At 64.5% G+C, this 20,441-nt stretch carries 17 protein-coding genes and 2 tRNA genes; 11 read left to right on the top strand and 8 right to left on the bottom strand.

Annotation, left to right across the window (positions count from 1 at the left end):
- Positions 1-13: 13 nt before the first annotated feature.
- On the bottom strand, positions 14-388 hold the full coding sequence (locus ACEN88_RS06830) for a hypothetical protein (RefSeq protein WP_413338162.1): 375 nt from the start codon (positions 386-388) through the stop codon (positions 14-16).
- A 94-nt stretch (positions 389-482) separates the two neighbouring features.
- On the opposite strand from ACEN88_RS06830, the gene ACEN88_RS06825 reads away from it, so the two are divergent.
- From ACEN88_RS06825 to ACEN88_RS06815, 3 genes are all read left to right on the top strand, one after another.
- On the top strand, positions 483-998 hold the full coding sequence (locus ACEN88_RS06825) for a YgjV family protein (protein WP_413338160.1): 516 nt from the start codon (positions 483-485) through the stop codon (positions 996-998).
- Between the two features lie 80 nt (positions 999-1,078).
- Positions 1,079-1,759: an SWIM zinc finger family protein gene (locus ACEN88_RS06820; RefSeq protein ID WP_413338158.1), complete on the top strand. Its 681-nt coding sequence runs from the start codon at positions 1,079-1,081 to the stop codon at positions 1,757-1,759.
- On the top strand, positions 1,741-4,242 hold the full coding sequence (locus ACEN88_RS06815) for a DEAD/DEAH box helicase (protein WP_413338156.1): 2,502 nt from the start codon (positions 1,741-1,743) through the stop codon (positions 4,240-4,242). Before ACEN88_RS06820 ends, ACEN88_RS06815 begins: the two co-directional genes overlap by 19 nt.
- Positions 4,243-4,455: 213 nt before the next feature.
- Here the strand turns inward: ACEN88_RS06815 and ACEN88_RS06810 are convergent, their stop codons facing one another.
- A complete protein-coding gene (locus ACEN88_RS06810) occupies positions 4,456-4,878 on the bottom strand; it encodes an organic hydroperoxide resistance protein (protein WP_413338155.1) in 423 nt (140 codons plus the stop codon).
- A 34-nt stretch (positions 4,879-4,912) separates the two neighbouring features.
- Complete coding sequence (locus tag ACEN88_RS06805; protein WP_413338153.1) at positions 4,913-5,905, bottom strand: alpha/beta fold hydrolase; 993 nt, start codon at positions 5,903-5,905, stop codon at positions 4,913-4,915.
- A 199-nt stretch (positions 5,906-6,104) separates the two neighbouring features.
- Between ACEN88_RS06805 and ACEN88_RS06800 the strand changes: the two genes are divergently transcribed.
- On the top strand, positions 6,105-7,631 hold the full coding sequence (locus ACEN88_RS06800; RefSeq protein ID WP_413338151.1) for a carboxylesterase/lipase family protein: 1,527 nt from the start codon (positions 6,105-6,107) through the stop codon (positions 7,629-7,631).
- A 40-nt stretch (positions 7,632-7,671) separates the two neighbouring features.
- Positions 7,672-8,628, top strand: a complete 957-nt coding sequence (locus tag ACEN88_RS06795; protein WP_413338150.1) for a hypothetical protein — start codon at positions 7,672-7,674, stop codon at positions 8,626-8,628.
- Between the two features lie 15 nt (positions 8,629-8,643).
- Here ACEN88_RS06795 and ACEN88_RS06790 read toward each other — a convergent pair whose 3' ends face one another.
- A complete protein-coding gene (locus tag ACEN88_RS06790; protein ID WP_413338148.1) occupies positions 8,644-9,477 on the bottom strand; it encodes a helix-turn-helix domain-containing protein in 834 nt (277 codons plus the stop codon).
- A 137-nt stretch (positions 9,478-9,614) separates the two neighbouring features.
- On the opposite strand from ACEN88_RS06790, the gene ACEN88_RS06785 reads away from it, so the two are divergent.
- Positions 9,615-10,544 (top strand): alpha/beta fold hydrolase, encoded by a 930-nt coding sequence (locus ACEN88_RS06785; protein WP_413338147.1) that lies wholly within the window; start codon positions 9,615-9,617, stop codon positions 10,542-10,544.
- Positions 10,545-10,827: 283 nt separating this feature from the next.
- Positions 10,828-11,619 carry a PEP-CTERM sorting domain-containing protein gene (locus ACEN88_RS06780; protein ID WP_413338145.1) on the top strand — a complete coding sequence of 264 codons (792 nt, stop codon included), beginning with the start codon at positions 10,828-10,830 and terminating at the stop codon, positions 11,617-11,619.
- Positions 11,620-11,721: 102 nt separating this feature from the next.
- Here ACEN88_RS06780 and ACEN88_RS06775 read toward each other — a convergent pair.
- The 4 genes from ACEN88_RS06775 to ACEN88_RS06760 form a co-directional block, all read right to left on the bottom strand.
- Positions 11,722-11,792 (bottom strand) — tRNA-Phe (locus ACEN88_RS06775).
- 15 nt (positions 11,793-11,807) lie between these two features.
- Complete coding sequence (locus tag ACEN88_RS06770) at positions 11,808-12,293, bottom strand: hypothetical protein (RefSeq protein WP_413338143.1); 486 nt, start codon at positions 12,291-12,293, stop codon at positions 11,808-11,810.
- Positions 12,294-12,313: 20 nt separating this feature from the next.
- A complete protein-coding gene (locus ACEN88_RS06765) occupies positions 12,314-15,157 on the bottom strand; it encodes a UvrD-helicase domain-containing protein (protein WP_413338142.1) in 2,844 nt (947 codons plus the stop codon).
- 206 nt (positions 15,158-15,363) lie between these two features.
- Positions 15,364-15,439 (bottom strand) — tRNA-Phe (locus ACEN88_RS06760).
- A gap of 135 nt (positions 15,440-15,574) precedes the next feature.
- Here ACEN88_RS06760 and ACEN88_RS06755 point away from each other — a divergent pair.
- From ACEN88_RS06755 to ACEN88_RS06740, 4 genes are all read left to right on the top strand, one after another.
- On the top strand, positions 15,575-16,813 hold the full coding sequence (locus ACEN88_RS06755; protein WP_413338140.1) for an FAD-dependent monooxygenase: 1,239 nt from the start codon (positions 15,575-15,577) through the stop codon (positions 16,811-16,813).
- Between the two features lie 27 nt (positions 16,814-16,840).
- Positions 16,841-17,563, top strand: coding sequence for a DsbC family protein (locus ACEN88_RS06750; RefSeq protein WP_371767897.1), 723 nt, complete (start codon positions 16,841-16,843; stop codon positions 17,561-17,563).
- A gap of 66 nt (positions 17,564-17,629) precedes the next feature.
- The gene (locus tag ACEN88_RS06745; RefSeq protein WP_413338139.1) at positions 17,630-18,088 is read left to right on the top strand and encodes a (2Fe-2S)-binding protein; all 459 of its coding nucleotides are present in this window, start codon (positions 17,630-17,632) and stop codon (positions 18,086-18,088) included.
- A gap of 10 nt (positions 18,089-18,098) precedes the next feature.
- On the top strand, positions 18,099-20,318 hold the full coding sequence (locus tag ACEN88_RS06740) for a molybdopterin cofactor-binding domain-containing protein (RefSeq protein WP_413338137.1): 2,220 nt from the start codon (positions 18,099-18,101) through the stop codon (positions 20,316-20,318).
- The last annotated feature ends 123 nt before the right edge of the window (positions 20,319-20,441 follow it).

Genomic DNA, 20,441 nt, shown 5'->3' with positions numbered 1-20,441 from the left:
CGCGGCGCGGCCGTCAATCCGTCACGACGTGCCAGACGTTCATCTTCTTGTCGCCTGCGCGGTCGCCCGCCTTCTTGTCCTTCACGAACGTGTACAGCGGCTTGCCCTGGTAGGCGAGCTGCTTGCTGCCGTCGTCGCGCGTGACGGTGGAGTACGGCGCGGACACGGCCGCGTCGCCGGCCTTCACCGGCGGCCAGTTCTCCGCGCATGGGCCGTTGCAGGCGCTCTTGCCGCTGCCGGCGACGTCCTTGTCGAACGTGTAGACCGTCATGCCGTGGGCGTCGACGAGGACGCCGTTCATCTTCTTGACCGGTGCCGGATCGGCGGCGTGGGCGGACAGGGCGAGGAGGGCGGACAGACAGGCGATACCGAATTTCAATGCTTTCATGGTAGCTCCTTGGAAGACATCGGTTGTCAGGACTGCCCGGACATTCTAGTCCAGGATGCGGGCTATAATGCCGCTCCTTCCCGAAGAGTTTCCCATGTCCCTCGACTGGTTCGCGCCGGCGCAATGCGTCGGCTACATCGCGTTCGTCCTCGGCGTCGCCTGCGCGATGCAGAAGGACGACCGCCGCTTCAAGCTGTTCATGGCCGGCGAATGCCTGGCCTACATCGTCCACTTCGCCCTGCTCGGGAACCCGACGCCTGTCGCCAGCACGACCATGTCGCTGCTGCGCTCCGTGCTGGCGCTGTACACGCGTTCGGTGTGGGTGGCGGTCGGCGTCGTCGCGATGAACCTCGCCCTGGGCCTGACGCTCGCCACGCGCATGACGGACTGGCTGCCCCTGGGCGCGTCCTGCGTCGGCACGCTCGCGCTGTTTCTCCTGCGCGGCGTTCCGATGCGCCTCGCGATGCTGTGCGGGACCTTTCTATGGATCGCGAACAACATCATCGCCGGCTCGATCGGGGGCACGGCGCTCGAGATCGTGATGGCGGTCGTGAACGGCACGACGATCTGGCGCATGGCGCGCGCGGCGCGGGTGGCGCAGCCGGCCTGAGGTCCGTCAACGTCGCCCGTGGAGCGTGGCGCGGCGATCGCGGATAATGTCGCCTCGATTCGACCATCGTTCACCCGCACATGGAATTCACACGCGACGACGTCAAACACCAGTTCGATCCCCGCACCTTTGCCCGGGGCGAAGCCTATTGCAGCGAAGACCGCGTCGTCGCGATCGACGTCGATGGCGCGACGATCCATGGGGAAGTCGAAGGCAGCGGCGGCAAATTCTACGGGCAGGCCATCCGCGTGACGACCGGCAAGCGCGGCGTCCAGTTCAAGGGCGACTGCGATTGCCCGATGAGCTACAACTGCAAGCATGTCGTGGCCGTGTTGCTGACGCTGCTGGACCGCGCCGCGCCCGACGTGCCGCTCGCGGCCGAGCGCTGGCTGGCGCTGCTGGCCAGGGTAAAGAACCACGTGCGGGGCGCGCACGATCCGTCGGTGCAGGCCTTCAGGATCGAGTACGTGCTCGTGCCCGATCGCCATGACAAGGCGCTGAGCCTGCACCCGTACATCGTGCACCTGGACGAGGCCGGCCGCTTCGGCTCGGCCACCATCGTGAACGACCCGTTGTACCTGCTGACGCATCGGCTGCCGTTCGTCCGCCGCGAGGACGAGGAGCCGCTGCTCCTGCTGGCCGCGCTGCGCATGGGCCAGGGCGCGCCCAGGCCGACGGGGGTGGTCGGCGGCGCGCCATCGGCACTGCATGGCATGCGCATCCCGCCAACCCCGAGGCCGTCTTGCTGGGCTGGCAGATGAGCGGAGGCGAGAAGGGCGTGCAGATCCTGCCGACCGATCCCATGTACTACATGGACGATCTCGTCGTGGGCGAACTGGCGGTGCCGGAGGCGCTCGCCGGCGTCCCGTCGGCGGCCCTGATGGACATCGTGGAACAGGCGCCGGTGCTGATCGCGGAACAGCGCGGCGGGGTCGCGGGCCGCCTGCTCGAACTGGGGCTGGACGAATTCGTGCCCGTTCCCGCGACGATGGCAGTGCGCGAGCGGCACGACGTCGTGCCCGTGCCGCGTCTCGTGCTCGACAGCCAGGACGTTCCGGGGCGGCGCGACTGGGTCGTCTGCGACCTCGCGTTCTTGTCGTTCGATTATGACGGCATGTCGACGGACGGCGTCGCCGAGCCCGTGCTGCGCATTGCGCGCGAGGACGGTGTCGACGTGATCGTGCGCGACCGGAAGGCCGAAGCGGAGGCCGGCAACATGCTGGCCGCGCTCGGTTTCATGCCGGCGCCGGCGAACTCGCCCATGCGCGAGTACTGGCCGGACGCCTTGTCCCTTCCAGACGAGACGGCCTGGCTGGCCTTCGTGCGCGACGGCCTGCCGCGCCTGCGCGAAGCGGGATGGTCGATCGAGATCGACCCGGATTTCCGCTACGACTTTGCGCACGTGGACGAGTGGTATGCCGATCTCGATGAACGCGAGGGCGACGGCAACGGCTGGTTCGACCTGGAACTGGGCATCATCGTCGGCGGCGCGCGCCATCCGCTGCTGCCGCTGCTGGTGGACATGATCCGCAAGACGCCGCTCGAATTCGGTATCGACGCCCTGGCCGCCCGTGCCGATACCGACGATTTGCCGCTGACGTTGTCCGACGGTACGCGCGTGGCCCTGCCGTGGGGCCGTGTGAAACCCATCCTGGCCACGCTGGGCGAGCTGTATTTCGGCGACCGCGTCGGCGCGAAGATCCAGCTGCCGGCGCTGGATGCGGCACGCCTGGCGGAACTGGAGCGCGCCGCGCGCCTGCGCTGGCTGGGCGGCGAACGCTTGCGTGAACTGGGCCGCAAGCTGCACGATTTCGACGGCATCCGGCCGGTGGACGTGCCCGCCGGCCTGACGGCGCAGTTGCGCCCTTACCAGCGCGCGGGCTTGGACTGGATGCAGTTCCTGCGCGAATACGGCTTCGGCGGCATCCTGGCCGACGACATGGGACTCGGCAAGACCATCCAGACGCTCGCCCACATCCTCGCCGAAAAGGAGGCGGGCCGCCTCGATGCGCCGGCGCTCGTCGTGGCGCCGACGAGCCTGATGGGCAACTGGCAGGCCGAAGCGACGCGCTTCGCGCCCGGCCTGCGCGTGCTGCTCCTGCACGGGAAGGACAGGAAGGCATCGTTCGACCTGGTCGGCGACGCCGACCTCGTGCTCACGACGTATGCCCTGCTGGGCCGCGACGAGCCGGCGCTGCGCAGGCACCGCTATCACCTTCTCATCCTCGACGAAGCCCAGTACATCAAGAATAGCCGTTCGAAGGCGGCGCAGACCGTGCGCCTGCTCGATGCCCGCCACCGCCTGTGCCTGACCGGTACGCCGGTGCAGAACCACCTCGGTGAATTGTGGTCGCAGTTCCATTTCCTGATGCCGGGTCTGCTGGGTGACGACAAACAGTTCAATACCGTGTTCCGTAAGCCGATCGAGCAACGCGGAGACGTCCAGCGCAAGAACCTGCTGGCACGCCGCGTGAAACCATTCATGCTGCGCCGGACCAAGGACAAGGTTGCCACCGAATTGCCGCCCAAGACGGAGATCGTGCTGCCCATCGAACTCGACGGCGCCCAGCGCGACCTGTACGAGACCGTGCGCGTGGCGATGGACAGGAAGGTCCGCGACGCCATCGATGCCAAGGGCCTCGCGCGCAGCCAGATCATTATTCTCGATGCCTTGTTGAAATTGCGCCAGGTCTGCTGCGATCCGCGCCTGCTGGACGCGGCCGCCAGGGTGGGGTCGGCCAAGCTGGACACGCTGCTGGAACTGCTCGACACGTTGCTGAGCGAGGGACGCAGCGTCCTCGTGTTTTCCCAGTTCACGAGCATGCTGGCGCTGATCGGCGCCGCGCTGGACGCGCGCGGTATCACGTTCGTGCAACTGACAGGCGACACGGCCGATCGCGACGCTCCCGTCGGCGCGTTCCAGCGGGGTGACGTGAGCGTGTTCCTGGTCAGCCTGAAGGCCGGGGGCGTCGGCCTGAACCTCACCGCGGCCGACACCGTCATTCATTACGATCCATGGTGGAATCCAGCGAGCGAGAACCAGGCAACCGATCGCGCCTGGCGCATCGGCCAGGACCAGCCGGTGTTCGTCTACAAGCTGATCGCGCAGGGCACGCTCGAAGAAAAAATCCAAGACATGCAGCGCCGCAAGGGCGAACTGGCCAATGCCGTGCTCGATGCCGAAGGCGGGCTCGCGGCGGCCATCGGCCGGGACGACCTGCAGGTGCTGTTCGCGCAACCCTAGGCCGGCACGCGCGCTTCGTGCATTACCGTACGGACGCCCGCGCCCGCCTGCGGCATCCTGAACCCGTGATCAATCGCAAACGAAAGGAGTACGATCATGGGCAAATATTTCCTGGCCTGGATCATGGGCGTACCGGCCATCGTGCTGGTCATCCTGTACCTGTTCTTCCACTGATGACAACGCCACCAACCGGTGGCGTTGTCGTTTCCAGGCTTACGCCACGGTGATGTTCACGTCGATATTCCCACGCGACATTTTTGAATACGGGCACGTCTGGTGCGCGGCATGGACCAGGTCCAGCGCGACGTCGCGCGGCACGCCGGGCAGGCTCACGGTCAGCCGCGCCTGCAGCGAATAGCCGTCGGTGCCGGTGCCGGTGCCGAGGTCGACTTCCGCATCGACTGCCGTGTCTGCCGGCAGGGTCACGTGCCGGTCGCGCGCGGCGTGGCCCAGCGCGCCGATGAAGCAGGCCGACCAGCCGGCGGCAAACAACTGTTCCGGGTTCGTGCCCTTGCCGTGGCTGCCCGGCGGCGACAGCGTGATGTCGAGGCGGCCGTCGTCGCTTTTTGCACTGCCTTCGCGGCCGCCGGTGGTGCGGGTCTTGCCAGTGTAGAGAACCTTGTCGATCTTGCTCATGGTATGTCCTTTCGATTAGATGAGGAAATGCGGATTACAGGTGGCCGACGGCGATGACGGCAGCGGCGAACGCGCGCGGCGCTTCCTGCGGCAGGTTGTGGCCGATGCCCCCTTTGATGAGTTCATGCTTGTACTTGCCGGTGAAGCGCCTGGCGTACGCGGCCGGTTCCGGGTGCGGGGCGCCGTTGGCGTCGCCTTCCAGGGTGATCGTCGGCACGGTGATGGCCGGGAAGGTGGCCAGGCGCTGTTCCAATTTGTCGTATTTCGCTTCGCCCTGGACCAGGCCGAGGCGCCAGCGGTAGTTGAAGATCGTGATGGCGGCATGGTCCGGGTTCTCCAGCGACGCCGCGCTGCGGTCGAACGTGCGGTCGTCGAACTGCCATTGCGGCGACGCGGTCTTCCAGATCAGCTTGGCGAAATCGTGATGGTTCTTCGCATAGCCGGCGGCGCCGCGGTCGGTGGCGAAGTAGAACTGGTACCACCATTGCAGCTCGGCGGCCGGCGGCAGCGGCTGCTTGCCGCTTTCCTGGCTGCCGATCAGGTAGCCGCTCACGGACACCAGCCCTTTGACACGCTCGGGCCACAGCGCGGCCACGATGTCGGCGCTGCGCGCACCCCAGTCGTAGCCGGCCAGGATCGCCTTGTCGATCTTCAGCGCATCCATCAGGTCGACGACGTCCTGCGCCAGCGCGGCCGGTTCGCCGTTGCGCACGGCCTTCGGATCCAGGAAGCGGGTCGTGCCGTAGCCGCGCAGGTGCGGCACGATCACGCGGTACCCGGCCTTCGTCAGCAGCGGTACGACGTCGACATAGCTGTGAATGTCGTACGGCCAGCCGTGCAGCAGGATCACGACGGGACCGTTGGCCGGCCCCGCGTCGACGTAGCCGACGTTCAGCACGCCCGCATCGATCTGCCTGACGGACGAGAAGGCGTCGGACGTTTGGGCGTGGGCCGGGCCGAGGGCGGCGACGGTGAGGGCGGCTGCGCCGAAGACGTTGCGCAGCGTGCGGGCGATGGGCTGGTTCATTTCGATTCCTCCGGTAACTGGTCAGATGGTCTGCCGCTGTAAATTACTTATCGCGATAATCATTATGTCGATAACTTTATCCCGGCGCCGGACGGTTTGCAAGCGCGAAAACCATTATTTCGATAATTATTTTTGACACGCTGGCCTGCCAGAAAACGAGGCCGCTAAAATGTCTTTTCGACAAATATGAGGAGACGACATGAAAGGTGCGGCTGTTGTCGCCGGATGCCTGCTGGTTGGAATGGCCCAGGCGGCCCAGGTGACGGACCCGGTGCAGGTCACGGGAGGACGGATCGTCGGCACGGCGGCCGACGGCGTGAACGTATTCAAGGGCGTGCCGTTCGCGGCGCCGCCCGTCGGCCAACTGCGCTGGCGCGCGCCGCAGCCGGTCGTGCCGTGGCAGGGCGTGAAGACCGCGCAGGCCTACGCGCCGGCCTGCGCGCAGACGGCGGCGTGGATCCCGGATCCGAAAAGCGAAGACTGCCTGTACCTGAACGTGTGGGCGCCCGCGCAGGCGCAGAAGCTTCCCGTCATCGTCTGGATCCACGGCGGCGGCTATTACGGCGGCACGGGCGCCCAGCCCGGTTATGACGGCGGCAACCTGGCGCGGCGCGGTGTCGTCGTCGTCACCATCAACTACCGCCTCGGCATCTTCGGCTTCTTCGCCCATCCCGAGCTGACGGCGGAGTCGCCGGACAAGGCGTCGGGCAACCAGGGCATGGAAGACCAGGTCGCGGCGTTGCGCTGGGTGCGGCAGAACATCGCGGCCTTCGGCGGCGATCCGGCGCGCGTCACGATCATGGGCGAATCGGCGGGCGGCGAATCGGTCGCCGTGCTCGTCGCGTCACCGCTGGCCAAGGGCCTGTTCCAGCGCGCGATCTCGCAGAGCGGCAACTTCGCGATGCCGATCGACGCCAGCGAGAACGCCTTGTTCGACCGCACGGCCGCGGAACAGGCGGGCGTGGCGTTCACCAGGGCGGTGGGCGCGAAGCGCCTGGCGGACCTGCGCGCGCTGCCCGTCGCCGCGCTGCAGAAACCGGCATGGGCGCCGCATCCCATCGTCGACGGCCATCTGCTGCGCGAAGACCTGACGACGACGTACCGCAACCATCGCCAGAACGACGTGCCTTTGCTCGCGGGCTGGAATGCGGAAGAGGGTAAGGACCTCGCACCGGAAATCCTCGGCACCGACAAGTTCACGGCCGCCAGCCACAAGGCGCTCGTGGCGAAGCTGCTGGGCCATGCGCCGTCCACCGCCGTGCTGGCTAAGTATCCCGGTGCGACGGATGCCGAAGCCAGGGCGTCGATCGACCGGCTCACGACCGACTGGTGGGGCTGGCGCACGTGGTACTGGGCGGCACTGCAGGCGCAGTACGGCCAGGCCAGGCCCTACCTCTACTATTTCACGCACCGGCCGACCGAACCCCTGACGCCGTGCGGCTATGGCTGCGGAGCGGGGCATGGCGCGGAGATCCAGTACGTGTTCGATCACCTCGGCCAGGATCCGCGGCCGTGGTCCGCATACGACCGCCAGCTGGCCGCGCGCCTGGCCGACACGTGGGCAAGTTTCGCGCGCACGGGCACGCCGAACGGCAAGGGCTTGCCCGACTGGCCCGCGTTCGACGGCCGGCCGGCGACCATCCTGCGCATCGGCGACGCGGCCGACCTGCAGGCGCGGGGCAGGCTGCCGGATTTTTCCTTGTTCGGGGAGACCGGCAAGCATTGAAACAGCGTGGCCGGATCCTTGACGCAGTATCTGCCGCGTCTTGCCCGGTATCGACAGTGTGCCGCTCCGTCAGGCAGAATCGGGAAATCAATCGCTCAACATGACAACAATTTCAGGGATTTCTATGACGGAGCATCTGCAATACATCGACAATGCTGAAAAAGTATTCGTTTTCGACCAGGTCTACCCATTAAGCGCCGCCAACGAGCAGGCCAACCAGAAAAAGCTGAATGCGTTCGGCTTCTGGACCAAGCTGAATCCGTTCAAACGCCCCAGGGACGAAACGGTCCTGCTGTCGAAGCACGTGTTGCGCTATGAGCCGTTCTGGCACGTGGTGACGACCCGTTCGGTCGATTATTCGCGCGAGCTGATTTATCCGGTCGACATCGGTAACGCCTATGCGCACAAGGTCGTCATCAACGGGAAGGAATATTCGATCGCGGAGCAGGGGAACAAGCGGACGATCAGCATGCAGGCCGTCGAATATTCGCACAGGAAGATCAAGTACGAGGATCACCTCGACGGTTTGTCGCGCGATCCGAAAAAAGGGGCGCTGGCAAACTACATCAATAAATACAAGGTGCAGGAGCACTCGGTTCTCGAGCTGCCCGAAGCTGTCGTTCCGCAGTTGCGTTTGCCCATGCTGCTGCAGAAGATCCGCCAGACGCTCGCCGCGGAGACCATTCATGCGCACGAGTTTCAGGAAGATCTTATTACGATAGAAAAGGTCCACCTGTACTACCGTCCCGTGTTCGCTTTCGAATTCGCCTGGACGACCGAGGACAAGGTCGGCGTGATCGAAGTCGATGGATTGACCGGCGAAGTCATCGAGAACGGCCAGTGGTTCAAGGAAACGCTGCAGGCGTTCACCACCCGCGAAATGCTGTTCGAACTGGGATCGGAATTGGCCAGCGCGGTCGTTCCCGGCGGCGGGACGGCTGTCAGGGTGATCGAAAAAATGACTTCCGAGGGACGTGTCGATCCCTTGAGCGCATAAGACGTTCGCCGCGCCTCAGCCGGCCCGGATCTGCGACGGGCTCAATCCCACGATGCGGCGCATCCAGCGCGCCATGTGGCTCGGATGCGCGAAGCCGGTTTCCAACGCGACTTCCGTGACGCTGAGCCGCCCCTCGAGCAGATGCAGGCGGGCCCGTTCCACGCGCCGTTCGAGCACGAACCGGTGGACCGGCGTACTGGTCGCCTGCCTGAACAAGGCCTTGAAATGCGAAGGACTGAACCCCGCGACGGCGGCCAGTTCGGCGAGCGTCAGGTCCTGGTCCAGGTGGGCGTCGATGTATTCGATGACGTGGCGCAGGCGCCAGGCGGGCAGCGCCCGTGCCTGCACGGTCCTCGACCGCGACTGCAGCGCGACGAGGCGCACGGCGAGCGCCGACGCGAGACTGTCGGCGAACAGCCGCCCGCCCGGGTGGGCGTCATGGTCCTCGGCCTGCATCATCCAGCCGATGCGCTCGATCTGCGGATCGCGGACGTGGATCGCCGGCGCGAGGTCGAAGGCGCGCGCGCCGCGTCCCATGTCGTCGGCCGTGGCGCGCAGGTGCGCGGGCGCGAGCCGGAGCAGCAGCGAGGTGGCCGGCTGCGCCAGGATCCAGCGCGTGCTGGAGCCGCCCGGCACGACGCAGAACTGGCCGTGCAACCGCACGCCCTGCCGCTCGGCCTTGCCCGCCCGGTACGACACCGGCACCGGCCCGCCCAGGTGAAGGCACAACACGTGGCGTTCGTCCACGGGCGAATCGAACCGGCCCGACGGCACCGGCGACGTCAGCACGTCGAGGAGCGGCAGCGGGGCCGTCGCTGGGCTGGGATAGCAAGATGGGCGGTCGGTCATCTGATCCTCCGGTACGCGTCCCGCCAATGTACAAGGAAATCATCCGTTTGTGTCCGCCGCCGGCCGCCGGTGCGCGCCGGGCCTGCTCCGCGTCGCTAGCATCCTTCCATGTCCAACGCAGCGAAGGAGAGTCGAGCATGAAACGCAGGGATTTCTTGTACGTGACCGCGGCAGCGGTCGTAGCCGGCCGTGCGCAGGCGGCGCAGACGGAGGTGGAACGCTATCGCCACGCGCGGCGCCATGTGGACCTGCCGTGCGGCCGGATCGCGTACGTCGAGCGCGGCACGGGGGCGGCGGCGCTGTTCCTGCACGGGGCGCCGCTCAACGGCTTCCAGTGGCGCGGGGCGCTCGACCGCCTCGCCCCGTACCGGCGCTGCATCGCCCCCGATTTCATGGGCCTCGGCTACTCGCAGATCCCCGCAGACCAGTCGGTGGCGCCCGCCGCCCAGGTGGCGATGCTGGCGGCGCTGCTGGATGCGCTGGGCGTCGGCCAGGCCGACATCGTCGCTTCCGACAGCGGCGGCGCGGTCGCGCAGCTGTTCCTGGTTCGCTTTCCGGCGCGCGTGCGCACGCTGGTGCTCACGAACTGCGACACGGAGCCCAACAGCCCGCCGCCGCTGATCCAGCCGGTGCTCGACATGGCCCGTGCGGGCACGCTGGCCGACGACACCGCGCAGTGGCTGGCCGACGGAAACCTGGCGCGCGCGACGTTCGGCGCGGCCGCGTACCACGATCCGGCGCTGCTCACGGACGACATCATCGACTACTACGTGGCACCGATGGTGAGCACGCCGTTGCGGCGCAGGCAGTATCACGCATTCCACGACGCGCTCGCGCCGAATCCGCTGGCGGGCATCGAGGCGGCGCTCAAACGCACCACGGTGCCGGTGCGGATGGTATGGGGCGCCAGCGACATGATCTTTCCGCTGGCGGATGCCGCTTATCTTGACCGTATTTTCCCGCGCTCGCAGGGAATATATCGAGTTCCAAAAGGAAAATTATTTTTTCAGGAGGAATTTCCCGATGTAATTGCGGAAGAGGTATTGCGATTATGGCGTGCTGGTTGAATATAAGAGTTGATTAAAATTATCGAGATTTTCCCTAATTAAATAAGAGGATGAACATAATATGAAGCCGTATCGGGTTTAATGAATACATATGTTTTATATTCTATCGCCGATTTACCCGATTTAAATGTCGGTGTATTTAACAGTTACAGGTTCTATATCGATGCGGCTTTAAAAAACCCATTTTCTTTCAAGTAGATAAGTGCGTGGCACAGGAATTGCTAAGGTGTCGCAGTGCATTAGTTGCACCCATAACTCTTATTGACTTGAAAGGACTACAGAGATGAAATTAAAATTCGCGCTGGCCGCTGCCCTCGCATTCACCGCCATTACCGGTACCGCACACGCCGGCGCCTTTATCAATGGTGGTTTTGAAGATGGCAATGCAAACGGCTGGACGACTGGGGAAGGGTATCGTTGGGATACGCTGAATGCGAGCCTGTCGCCCGCCACTTTCCTGCCGGGCGGCAGCAAGTACACGGGGCCGGCAACCCGCTCGGCCGTCAACGCCGCTGGCACGGTCGATCCGTTGCTGGGCTCGTTGCTGGGTTCGACCGTTTATTCGGGCCAGTACTCGTATCGTGTCGAAGACACTTCGGACGGCGGTAATGCATCGGTCCTCAGCCAGAAAGTGACGAATTACACCGAATCGAACATCTTCTTCGCGTGGAAAGCCGTGCTGGAAAATGGCGGCCACACCGCCGATGAATCGGCCGAATTGCTGATCACGCTGACCGACGATACGACGGGCACGGTCCTGATCAATCGCGTCTACAATGCCGGCGACGGCGGCGGCGGCGTCGACAGCCGTTTCACCATGAATGGCGACCTGTTTTATACGTCGGCCTGGCAAATCGAACAGCTCGCGATCGATTCGTCGCTGTCGGGCCACGATTTCACGCTGTCGATTCTGGCTGCCGATTGCCAGCCGTCCGCACACACGGGTTATGCCTATATCGACGGATTTGGCGCGGTTATCCCGCCGGTGAAAGTTCCGGAACCGGCATCGGCCGCGCTGATGTTGCTGGGTGCCGGCGCAATGCTGCGTTCGCGTCGTCGCAAGCAGGCTAAATAAAACAGGGGTGAATAAAACGCCATCCACGGATGACGTTTTATTATCGATAGCCTGAAAGCAAAAACGCCGACCTGCACGGGGCGGCGTTTTTGCTTGAAACTTTGGTGGCCCGGGGCGGAATCGAACCACCGACACAGGGATTTTCATTCCTGCGCGCGGTCGCTTGCGCTGCCCCCTGGCGTGACAGCTCAGACGAAGTTCCTGATGAACTCGTAGTAGGCGCACGGCCCGAAGGACGAATGGCGAATCACCGATTTCTTGATCGAGGTGATAAGGGCAACATAATCCTTGAGCGTGAGATCGTTGTCTTTGCCGATGTTGTGGACGCCAATCTCGACCACGTGGGCGACGATGCCGTCGATGGCTGGATGGTTCAGCACCCTCTCGTTTTTCGCGAAGCCGAATTTTTGTTTCACTGCGATGATCGAATTGTCGAGACCCACGATACACAAGGCATCAGTCAGTTCGGGTATGGCTTCGTACTCGGCTCTCAGGTGGGTTTCGATGGCTTGGCAAATGCCGAGTTGCAAATCATTCTTCGGGTCCATTGTAGTTACCTCGTTGTCGTAAGCCGCTTGCTGGCGGTGGATCTGGTCAAAAAATACTGTAGCGTCGCAGTATCGCTCACCTGTGTGGACGATCAAGACCGTTGCGGCCGGGCTTGAGGCGTTCACGGACGTCGGTACGCACAAGATCATTGCCGTCCGGCGCGTCGGATGATCGGCTCGGCCGTGAGCGGCAGTCCGGCAAGCCCGAGCAGATCATTGATATGCCGATCGTAGCGCGGATCGGCCAGTTCCTTGACGAGAGGAAGGTTGAGGGCTGAATACACCGGCACCCATTCGTCACTGCCATCAGGACCGCGACTGCGCAGCGACAATGCCGGATTCAACTGGTAGACCCCGGTTGCCACGCGCTTGAACAGGTGCCGGTTATAGGCGTAGTCGCGATCGACCTCGTTGCGGGCCAATACGCCTGAGATGAAGGCCCGCTTCCTGCGTTCGGGAGGCAGTACGGCAGCCGGCATCCGTTCGTAGGCGCCGAGTAGCATCCCGGCGTCGAAGCCGCCTCGGTCGCTGGCGTCCGCATTGCCGAAGCACGACTTGAACAGCACCCACATCGTTTGCAGTATCAGGTATTCGGACTGGCGCGCGTCGATGCGCACGAGGCGCTCGCCGACCATCACGTCGATGCGAGCTGGCGCCACCAACTGGTAGACCGCGCCGAACGGCCCCTTGGCGTACTCATCGTCGCGCAGCGCAGCCGCGATCGCCCAGTGCAGCGCGTTGCGGCCCAGGTGGTCGACGGCCGTGGTATCGGCGCCGCGTTCGAGCAATGCAGTCACCAGGGGAACGTTGCCGGCCGCCGTTGCCGCCATGAGCGGCGTCTGGTTCATCGGCGTCCGATGCTCGACGCCATGTTTATCGCATAATTTCAGGATGTCCTTGAAATTGCGAGCGAAATAGGGCTGATAATGGCGCCGGCCAAACGTGACGGCATGCATGGGAAAACCGCGTGCCTGGCCGAAGCCGGCGTCGTGCACCAGGAAATAGGCGAGGATCGGTTCGTCGAAGCAGGTTGCGTAATCATACAGCTGGGTCTTGGTTTTGCTGCCCGGTACCTGTTCGCGGAACACCCTGGACAGCGTCTCACGCAGCCTGGCCTCGTCGAGCACGGGCCAGGGGACGGGTGACGTCTTCAGTATCATGCGTTCGATCGCGTCAGCCTGTTCCTGCTTGCCCTGCAATGCCAGCCTGCGCGCTTCCTTCTGCCAATCCTCGAGGCTCGATGCTTGCGCGGCCGTTTTCGCCGGGGCGTCCAGGTTTGCGATATCGAGCAGGCGCAGCAGCGGATGTCCTTTATCCGATTCGACCAGATAGACATTGTGGATAGCCCGCGTCAGCGCCACGTACAGCGCGTTGACGTAAAACTTGTAGATTTCGAGCGATTTGTCGCCCTTGTCCCTGGCGCGGCCGTACTGCAGTTCATCCCCGGTAAGGTCGGATTCCCCGACTCCCTCCGCGATTGCGGCGAACTGGGCGCGGTTGTCCGAAACAAAGCGGTACAGGACAATGCTGTCGTACTCGAGGCCCTTCGCTTCATGTACCGAGAAGATCAACGGGGTGTCGAAGTGCTTTCTCGCCTCGGCCTTATCTTCGTCGCGCAATACCAGCACCGCAAAGCGGGTCGAGCGGCGTGATTGCGCGTTCAGGTCGCGCCGCACGGCATCGCTGTCGGTCAGCAGGCTGGCGGCGCCCTCATCCTGCTTGACGGCTTCGACCAGAAAATTGCTCTCGCGGTCAATCGAGCCAAAGCGCCTGTGCTTGATTTTCAGGAGCGTGTTGGCGATCCGCGTGACCTGCTTGCCGTTCCTGAAATTGGCTCGCAGGACTTGCAGTTGCTGTCGTTCGGCCAGTTCGGGATCGTGCCAGAACAGACTCTTGACTTTGCCCCATGAAAAGAAATTCGGGTGGACGATCTGGTTCGAGTCGCCGCACAGCAAGAATTGTCCCGGCTTCTTCAGCATGCGCAACACGAGCGCCAACTGGACCGGGGTAAGGTCCTGCACCTCGTCGATCACCACGAAATCGTAGCGCGGCTGCACTTGCCGCCGCCAGTCGTGCGACACCAGGTTCGAGTCGAACAGCCGGGCCTCCTGCAGCCAGACCCGGTATTTTTCGAACAGGTCGTACAACGCGGTGCGATCGCCGGACGAGAAGATCGATTGACGTGCGCCGAGCGCCGCATACTGGTCGCGCGTCAGCACGCCGGCGGCGTCAGCGGTGATCACGCCCCGGATTTCTTCGTATGCCTGGTGGGCGTCGATGCCCTTGAATTGCTGGCGCATGCGCGCGAACCAAGTGGAAAAATCGCGCCAGCTGGCTTCGCGGCCCTGCGGGATCCGGATCGACTCGAGGAACTCGCGGAAGGACAGGAAATCCGTTTCCTGTCCTTCGCGTTCGAAACCATGCGCGTAGTACAGGTCGCGCGCCGACTGGGCAAGGTAGGCCGACAGTGTCACGTACAGGATATCGCCCTGCGCCTGCTTCATCTTCTCGAGTGTCAGCGCGGTCTTGCCGCTTCCCGCGCTACCGACGATGATCAAGGGGGTGGCTTGCAAATAGACTGCCTGCTGTGCATCGTCGAAAGAAATGACCTTGTCGAGCCAGTGCACCTGTGGCCGGTTCGGGTTCACATACCCCACCGGCTCGGCTTCCCGGATGGCTTCGGCCAGATCGGCCGCCGGAATCTTGGTATCGTCGATACTGGCCCCGCGGAGAAAGCGCGACCTGTCGTAGGCGTGCTGCTCGATCACTTCCAGCATCAGGGCATAGGTTTCGCCATCGTAGCGGACGATGGAGAACAGCAAGCGGTCGGCATAATCGAGTTTTGCTCGATAAAACTTGCCCTGCGTAAGGTTGGTCAGTTTCTTGACATCGGCCGCGCGGAAGTCGTCGCGCTCGATCGCTTCTCGTACCCTGGCATACTGGTTTTTGTTGCGCGGAGGGGAAAATTCGATGTATTCGAGGATTTTCATGGACGCCTGTCACGTATTGATACGGAATAAAAATTAATCGATACCGATACTGTGGATTAGTCAGATTGGATGAGCCAGCCTGGACAATTGGGTCTGATGCCGCCGCCTCAACGCCGCTTTGTACCGGAAATAGACCGGATGCAAGATTTCGGATGCCGGAAACGAAAACGCCGACCTCTAGGGGTCGGCGTTTTCGCTTGAAACTTTGGTGGCCCGGGGCGGAATCGAACCACCGACACAAGGATTTTCAATCCTCTGCTCTACCAACTGAGCTACCAGGCCAAAGGAGGCATGATTATAGCGACGGGTTTGCGAAGCTGCAAGGGCCTGTCGAGCAGTTTTTTTGGCAACGGCCAGGACGATATGCCCGTCCCGTTCGCAGGAAGCAGGCCACGGTGACGGTCTATAATGTTCATCATGAGCACACAGACCACTTCCTCCGCACATCATCGCAACGTCGCCCGCCGCAGCGACATCTGCATCGTCGGCAATGGCGCCATCGCCAAGACGGCGGCCCTGGGCCTGTCGCAGGCCGGGCACAGCGTCACCTTGCTCGTGCCGCCCGCGCGGCCGGATGCACCGGAGGCGTCGACCGGCGCCGAAAAACCCTGGGATGTGCGCGTGTACGCGCTCAACCATACGGCGCATACGTTATTGTCGTCGCTGAAAGTCTGGGGCGCGCTCGACATGGCGCGCGTGGCGCCCGTCGACGCCATGGACGTGCAGGGCGACGGGGAGCAGGGCGGCCATCTCGGGTTCGATGCGTTCGGCGCCCATGCGGGCTCGCTCGCGTGGATCGTCGAGGACAGCAACCTGAACCAGGCGCTCGACGCGGCGCTGCGCTTTGCCCAGAACGTCGAGACCGTCACGGGACGCGCCTGCCGCATCGTGAGCAGCGCGGAAGACGTCGAGGTCGAGCTGGAAGACGGCAAGGTGCTCGCGGCCCAGCTGCTGGTCGGCGCCGACGGCCGCGATTCCTGGGTGCGCGGGCAGTGCGACATCGGCATCGATTACCGTTCGTACCACCAGCGCGCCATCGTGGCGAATTTTGCGTGTGAGAAGCCGCATCACTACGTCGCCTATCAATGGTTCACGTGCAAGGAAGGCATCGTCGCGCTGCTGCCGCTGCCGGGGAATAAAGTGTCGCTCGTGTGGTCCGCACCGGACACGCTGGCGGACACGATCATGAACGAATCGCTGGGCGAACTGGCGATCCGCCTGGGCGAGTATTCGGAGAACAAGCTGGGCCTGCTGAAGCCGCTGCAGCCGGAAGACGTCAAGGCGATCCCGCTGGCGCTCGTGCGCCCGCACGCGATCACGGCGCCGCGCGTCGCGCTCATCGGCGACGCGGCCCACGCGGTGCATCCGCTGGCCGGGCACGGCATGAACCTGGGCTTCGGCGACATCAATGCGCTGCTCGACACGCTCGCCGCGCGCGACGACCACCAGGGCCTCGGCGACGAGCGCCTGCTGGCGCGCTACGCGAGAGCGCGCAAGGAAGACGTATTGCTGATGCAACTCGCCACGGATGGCCTGGAGCGCTTGTTCGGCGCAAATCTTGAGCCCGTGCGCGTGGTTCGCAATTTAGGATTAAACTTGCTGGATAAGTTGCCTCTGGTCAAGCGACGGCTGATCGCCCACGCGATGGGCAGGTAACGCGGCACATCTTTAAGGAATTCACTCATGGGTAAAACGAAGCTCGCCGTCCTGCTGGCGACCGGCCTGATCACGTCATGCGTCGGCGCGCAGAATTCGGTCGAGGCGAACATCAAGAAGGCGATCGAACCGCGCCTCGGCGGCGCCAAGATCGAGTCGATCAAGGAAACGCCGTACGCCGGCCTGTACGAACTGCGCGTCGCCGGCGACATCCTGTACACGGACAAGAAAGGTGAATACCTCATCATCGGCCACGTCTACGATGCCAAGACGACGCGCGACCTGACCCGCGAGCGCATCGACGACATCAACAAGATCAAGTTCTCCGACCTGCCGCTGAACGACGCCATCAAGCAGGTCAAGGGCGACGGCAAGCGCGTGATCGCCGTGTTCGAAGACCCGAACTGCGGCTACTGCAAGCGCTTGCGCCAGACGACGCTGAAGAACATGGACAACGTGACGATCTACACGTTCCTGTACAACATCCTGTCGCCGGACTCGTTCGAGAAATCGAAGAATGTCTGGTGCGCCCCGGACCGCGCCAAGGCCTGGGATGACTGGATGATCAACAACAAGCCGGCACCGGCCGCGCCGGCGAGCTGCGAGTCGCCGAACGAGAAGGTGCTGGCGCTGGGCCAGAAGCTGCACATCACCGGCACGCCGGCGATCTTCTTCTCGGACGGCAGCCGGATTCCGGGCGCCGTCGACCAGAAGACGCTCGAGGCCAAACTGGCCGCCCTCAAGCAGTAAAACGAAAAGCCCGGCACCGCCGGGTTTTTTACGACTACACCAACAAGCCAAAACAAGGGAGAAGACATGCTCACATTGAACATCAACGGGCGCGACGTCCAGGTCGACGCCGATCCCTCCACGCCCATCCTGTGGACGCTGCGCGACAACCTGAACATGACCGGCACCAAGTTCGGCTGCGGCGCCGCCCTGTGCGGCGCCTGCACGGTGCACCTGGACGGGCAGGCGATCCGCTCCTGCGTCACGCCGATCTCCGCGGCCACGGGCCACAAGATCACGACCATCGAAGCGATGGAATCCGACAAGGTCGGCAAGGCCGTGCAGGACGCCTGGGTCAAGCATGACGTCCCGCAGTGCGGCTATTGCCAGAGCGGCCAGGTGATGAGCGCCACGGCCCTGCTGCGCGTGAACAAGAAGCCGACCGACACCGACATCGACAACGCCATGAGCGGCAACATCTGCCGCTGCGGCACCTACCAACGCATCCGCGCGGCCATCAAGGATGCCGCCAAAACCCTGGCGTAAGGAGGCCCGCATGCTATTCGAACAGATGAAAAATGCGGCTCCCGCCGGCGGCCGCTTTGCCCCGACCTCGCGCCGCGGTTTCCTGAAAGCCGGCACGCTGGCGACCGGTGGCCTCGTGCTGGGCTTCGTGCTGCCAACTGGCGGCCGCTTCGCCCGCGCCGCCGATGCCGCCAAGCCGACGGTCTACGCGCCGAACGCCTTCCTGCGCGTGGCGCCGGACAACACGGTGACCGTGCTGGTCAACCGTCTCGAGTTCGGCCAGGGCGTGCACACGGCGCTGCCGATGGTGATCGCGGACGAACTCGATGCCGACTGGAGCCAGGTGCGCGGCGAACTCGCGCCGGCCGCCGACGTGTACAAGGATCCGGCCTTCGGCATCCAGATGACGGGCGGCTCGGGCACCATCGCCCACTCGTTCACGCAATACCGCGAAGTGGGCGCCCGCGCCCGCGCGATGCTGGTCCAGGCCGCCGCCCAGCAGTGGAAGGTGGATCCGTCCCGGTGCCGCACGGCGAAGGGCGTCGTCTACGGCCCGGCGGGCCAGAAGGCGACTTATGGCTCGCTGGCCGAAGCGGCGATGGCCCTGCCGGTGCCGCAGACCGTCACGTTGAAGGACCAGAAGGCGTTCCGCTACATCGGCAAGCCCATGCCGCGCCTGGACGCGCGCGCCAAGTCGACGGGCCGCCAGCAGTTCGGCCTGGACGTCAAGCCGGCCGGCACCAAGATCGCGGTCGTCGCGCACCCACCCGTGTTTGGCGCGAAGGTGGCGAAGTTCGATGCAGCCAAGGCCAGGGCCGTGCGCGGCGTGATCGCCGTGCTGGAGATTCCGGTGGACCGGGGCGGCCGCGGCGTGGCCGTCGTCGCCGACGGCTTCTGGCCGGCGAAACAGGCGCGCGACCTGCTTGCCATCGAGTGGGACACGAGCGTCGTCGAAAAAGTCGACAGCGGCAAGCAGCTGGCGCAGTTCGCGGAACTGGCGAAGACGCCGGGCGCCGTCGCCCGCAAGGCCGATACGTCCAAGCTCGCGGGCGCGAGCAGGAAGATTTCGGCCGTCTACGAATTCCCGTACCTGGCGCACGCGCCGATGGAACCGATCAACTGCACGGTTGACCTGAAGGACGACGCGTGCACCCTGTGGGTCGGCTCGCAATTCCAGACCATCGACCAGGCCGCTGCCGCCGCGACGGCAGGCCTGAAGCCCGAGCAGGTCACCCTGAACACGATGATGGCGGGCGGCGGCTTCGGCCGCCGCGCGGTGCCGACGTCGGACTTCATCGTGGAAGCCGTCAACATCGCCAAGGCGTACAAAGCGGCGGGCCATGCGGGTCCGGTGAAGCTGATCTGGAGCCGCGAGGACGACATCCGCGGCGGCTACTACCGTCCGTCGCACATCCACCGCGCGGACATCGGCCTGGACGCCGGCGGCAACATCGTCGCGTGGGACCACACGATCGTCGGCCAGTCGATCATCACCGGCACGGCGTTCGAACCGATGATGGTCAAGAACGGCGTCGACGCCACGATGGTCGAAGGCATGGGCGAGCCGTACGACGTGCCGCTGAACCTGACGGCGCATGCGGTGAAAGCCAACGTGCCCGTGCTGTGGTGGCGCTCCGTCGGGTCCACCCACACGGCGTTCGTGATGGAGACGCTGATCGACGAGGCGGCCCATGCGGCCGGCCAGGACCCGGTCGCGTACCGCAAGAAGCTGATCGACGCGAAGCACGCGCGCCATCACGCGGCGCTGGATCTCGCCGTCGCGAAATCCGGCTACGGCAAGAAGACGCTGCCGAAAGGGCGTGCATATGGCGTCGCGCTGCACGAGTCGTTCAACACGGTCGTCGCCTACGTCGTCGAAGCGTCGATCGTCGACGGCAGCCCGAAAGTGCACAAGGTCACGGCCGCCGTGCACTGCAACCTGCCCGTCAACCCGATGTCCATCGAGGCGCAAGTGCAGGGCGCCGCGCTGATGGGCCTCGGCACGACGCTGCCGGGCGCGCGCATCACGCTGAAGGATGGCGTCGTCGAGCAGCAGAACTTCGGCGACTACACGGTGGCGCGCATGAACGACATGCCGCAGGTGGACGTCCACATCGTGCCGTCGCAGGATCCGCCGACGGGCATGGGCGAGCCGGGCCTGCCGCCGCTGGCGCCGGCGCTGGCCAATGCCGTGTTCAAGCTGACCGGCAAGCGCCTGCGCAAGCTGCCGTTCGACCTGGCGGCGGCTTGAGCGTGTCCCCGGTCGCGCATGTTGTCGGCATCCTGCTCGCGGCCGGCCGGGGGCGCCGCTTCGATCCGGCCGGGCAGCGCAACAAGCTGCTGGAGCCGCTGGCCGGCGAACCCGTCGTCGTGG

Origin of the sequence: Massilia sp. CT11-108, assembly GCF_047302915.1 — a bacterium.
Classification (GTDB): domain Bacteria; phylum Pseudomonadota; class Gammaproteobacteria; order Burkholderiales; family Burkholderiaceae_D; genus Telluria; species Telluria orientalis.
This window is presented reverse-complemented; position numbering and strand designations above follow the sequence as displayed.

What these genes read in the sequence shown, in the direction of transcription:
- ACEN88_RS06765 (WP_413338142.1), bottom strand. Translation starts at nt 15,157, where the DNA reads ATGAAAATCCTCGAATACATCGAATTTTCCCCTCCGCGCAACAAAAAC.
- ACEN88_RS06825 (WP_413338160.1), top strand. Translation starts at nt 483, where the DNA reads ATGTCCCTCGACTGGTTCGCGCCGGCGCAATGCGTCGGCTACATCGCG.
- ACEN88_RS06820 (WP_413338158.1), top strand. Translation starts at nt 1,079, where the DNA reads ATGGAATTCACACGCGACGACGTCAAACACCAGTTCGATCCCCGCACC.
- ACEN88_RS06750 (WP_371767897.1), top strand. Translation starts at nt 16,841, where the DNA reads ATGGGTAAAACGAAGCTCGCCGTCCTGCTGGCGACCGGCCTGATCACG.
- ACEN88_RS06805 (WP_413338153.1), bottom strand. Translation starts at nt 5,905, where the DNA reads ATGAACCAGCCCATCGCCCGCACGCTGCGCAACGTCTTCGGCGCAGCC.
- ACEN88_RS06745 (WP_413338139.1), top strand. Translation starts at nt 17,630, where the DNA reads ATGCTCACATTGAACATCAACGGGCGCGACGTCCAGGTCGACGCCGAT.
- ACEN88_RS06830 (WP_413338162.1), bottom strand. Translation starts at nt 388, where the DNA reads ATGAAAGCATTGAAATTCGGTATCGCCTGTCTGTCCGCCCTCCTCGCC.
- ACEN88_RS06755 (WP_413338140.1), top strand. Translation starts at nt 15,575, where the DNA reads ATGAGCACACAGACCACTTCCTCCGCACATCATCGCAACGTCGCCCGC.
- ACEN88_RS06800 (WP_413338151.1), top strand. Translation starts at nt 6,105, where the DNA reads ATGAAAGGTGCGGCTGTTGTCGCCGGATGCCTGCTGGTTGGAATGGCC.
- ACEN88_RS06810 (WP_413338155.1), bottom strand. Translation starts at nt 4,878, where the DNA reads ATGAGCAAGATCGACAAGGTTCTCTACACTGGCAAGACCCGCACCACC.
- ACEN88_RS06785 (WP_413338147.1), top strand. Translation starts at nt 9,615, where the DNA reads ATGAAACGCAGGGATTTCTTGTACGTGACCGCGGCAGCGGTCGTAGCC.
- ACEN88_RS06740 (WP_413338137.1), top strand. Translation starts at nt 18,099, where the DNA reads ATGCTATTCGAACAGATGAAAAATGCGGCTCCCGCCGGCGGCCGCTTT.
- ACEN88_RS06790 (WP_413338148.1), bottom strand. Translation starts at nt 9,477, where the DNA reads ATGACCGACCGCCCATCTTGCTATCCCAGCCCAGCGACGGCCCCGCTG.
- ACEN88_RS06780 (WP_413338145.1), top strand. Translation starts at nt 10,828, where the DNA reads ATGAAATTAAAATTCGCGCTGGCCGCTGCCCTCGCATTCACCGCCATT.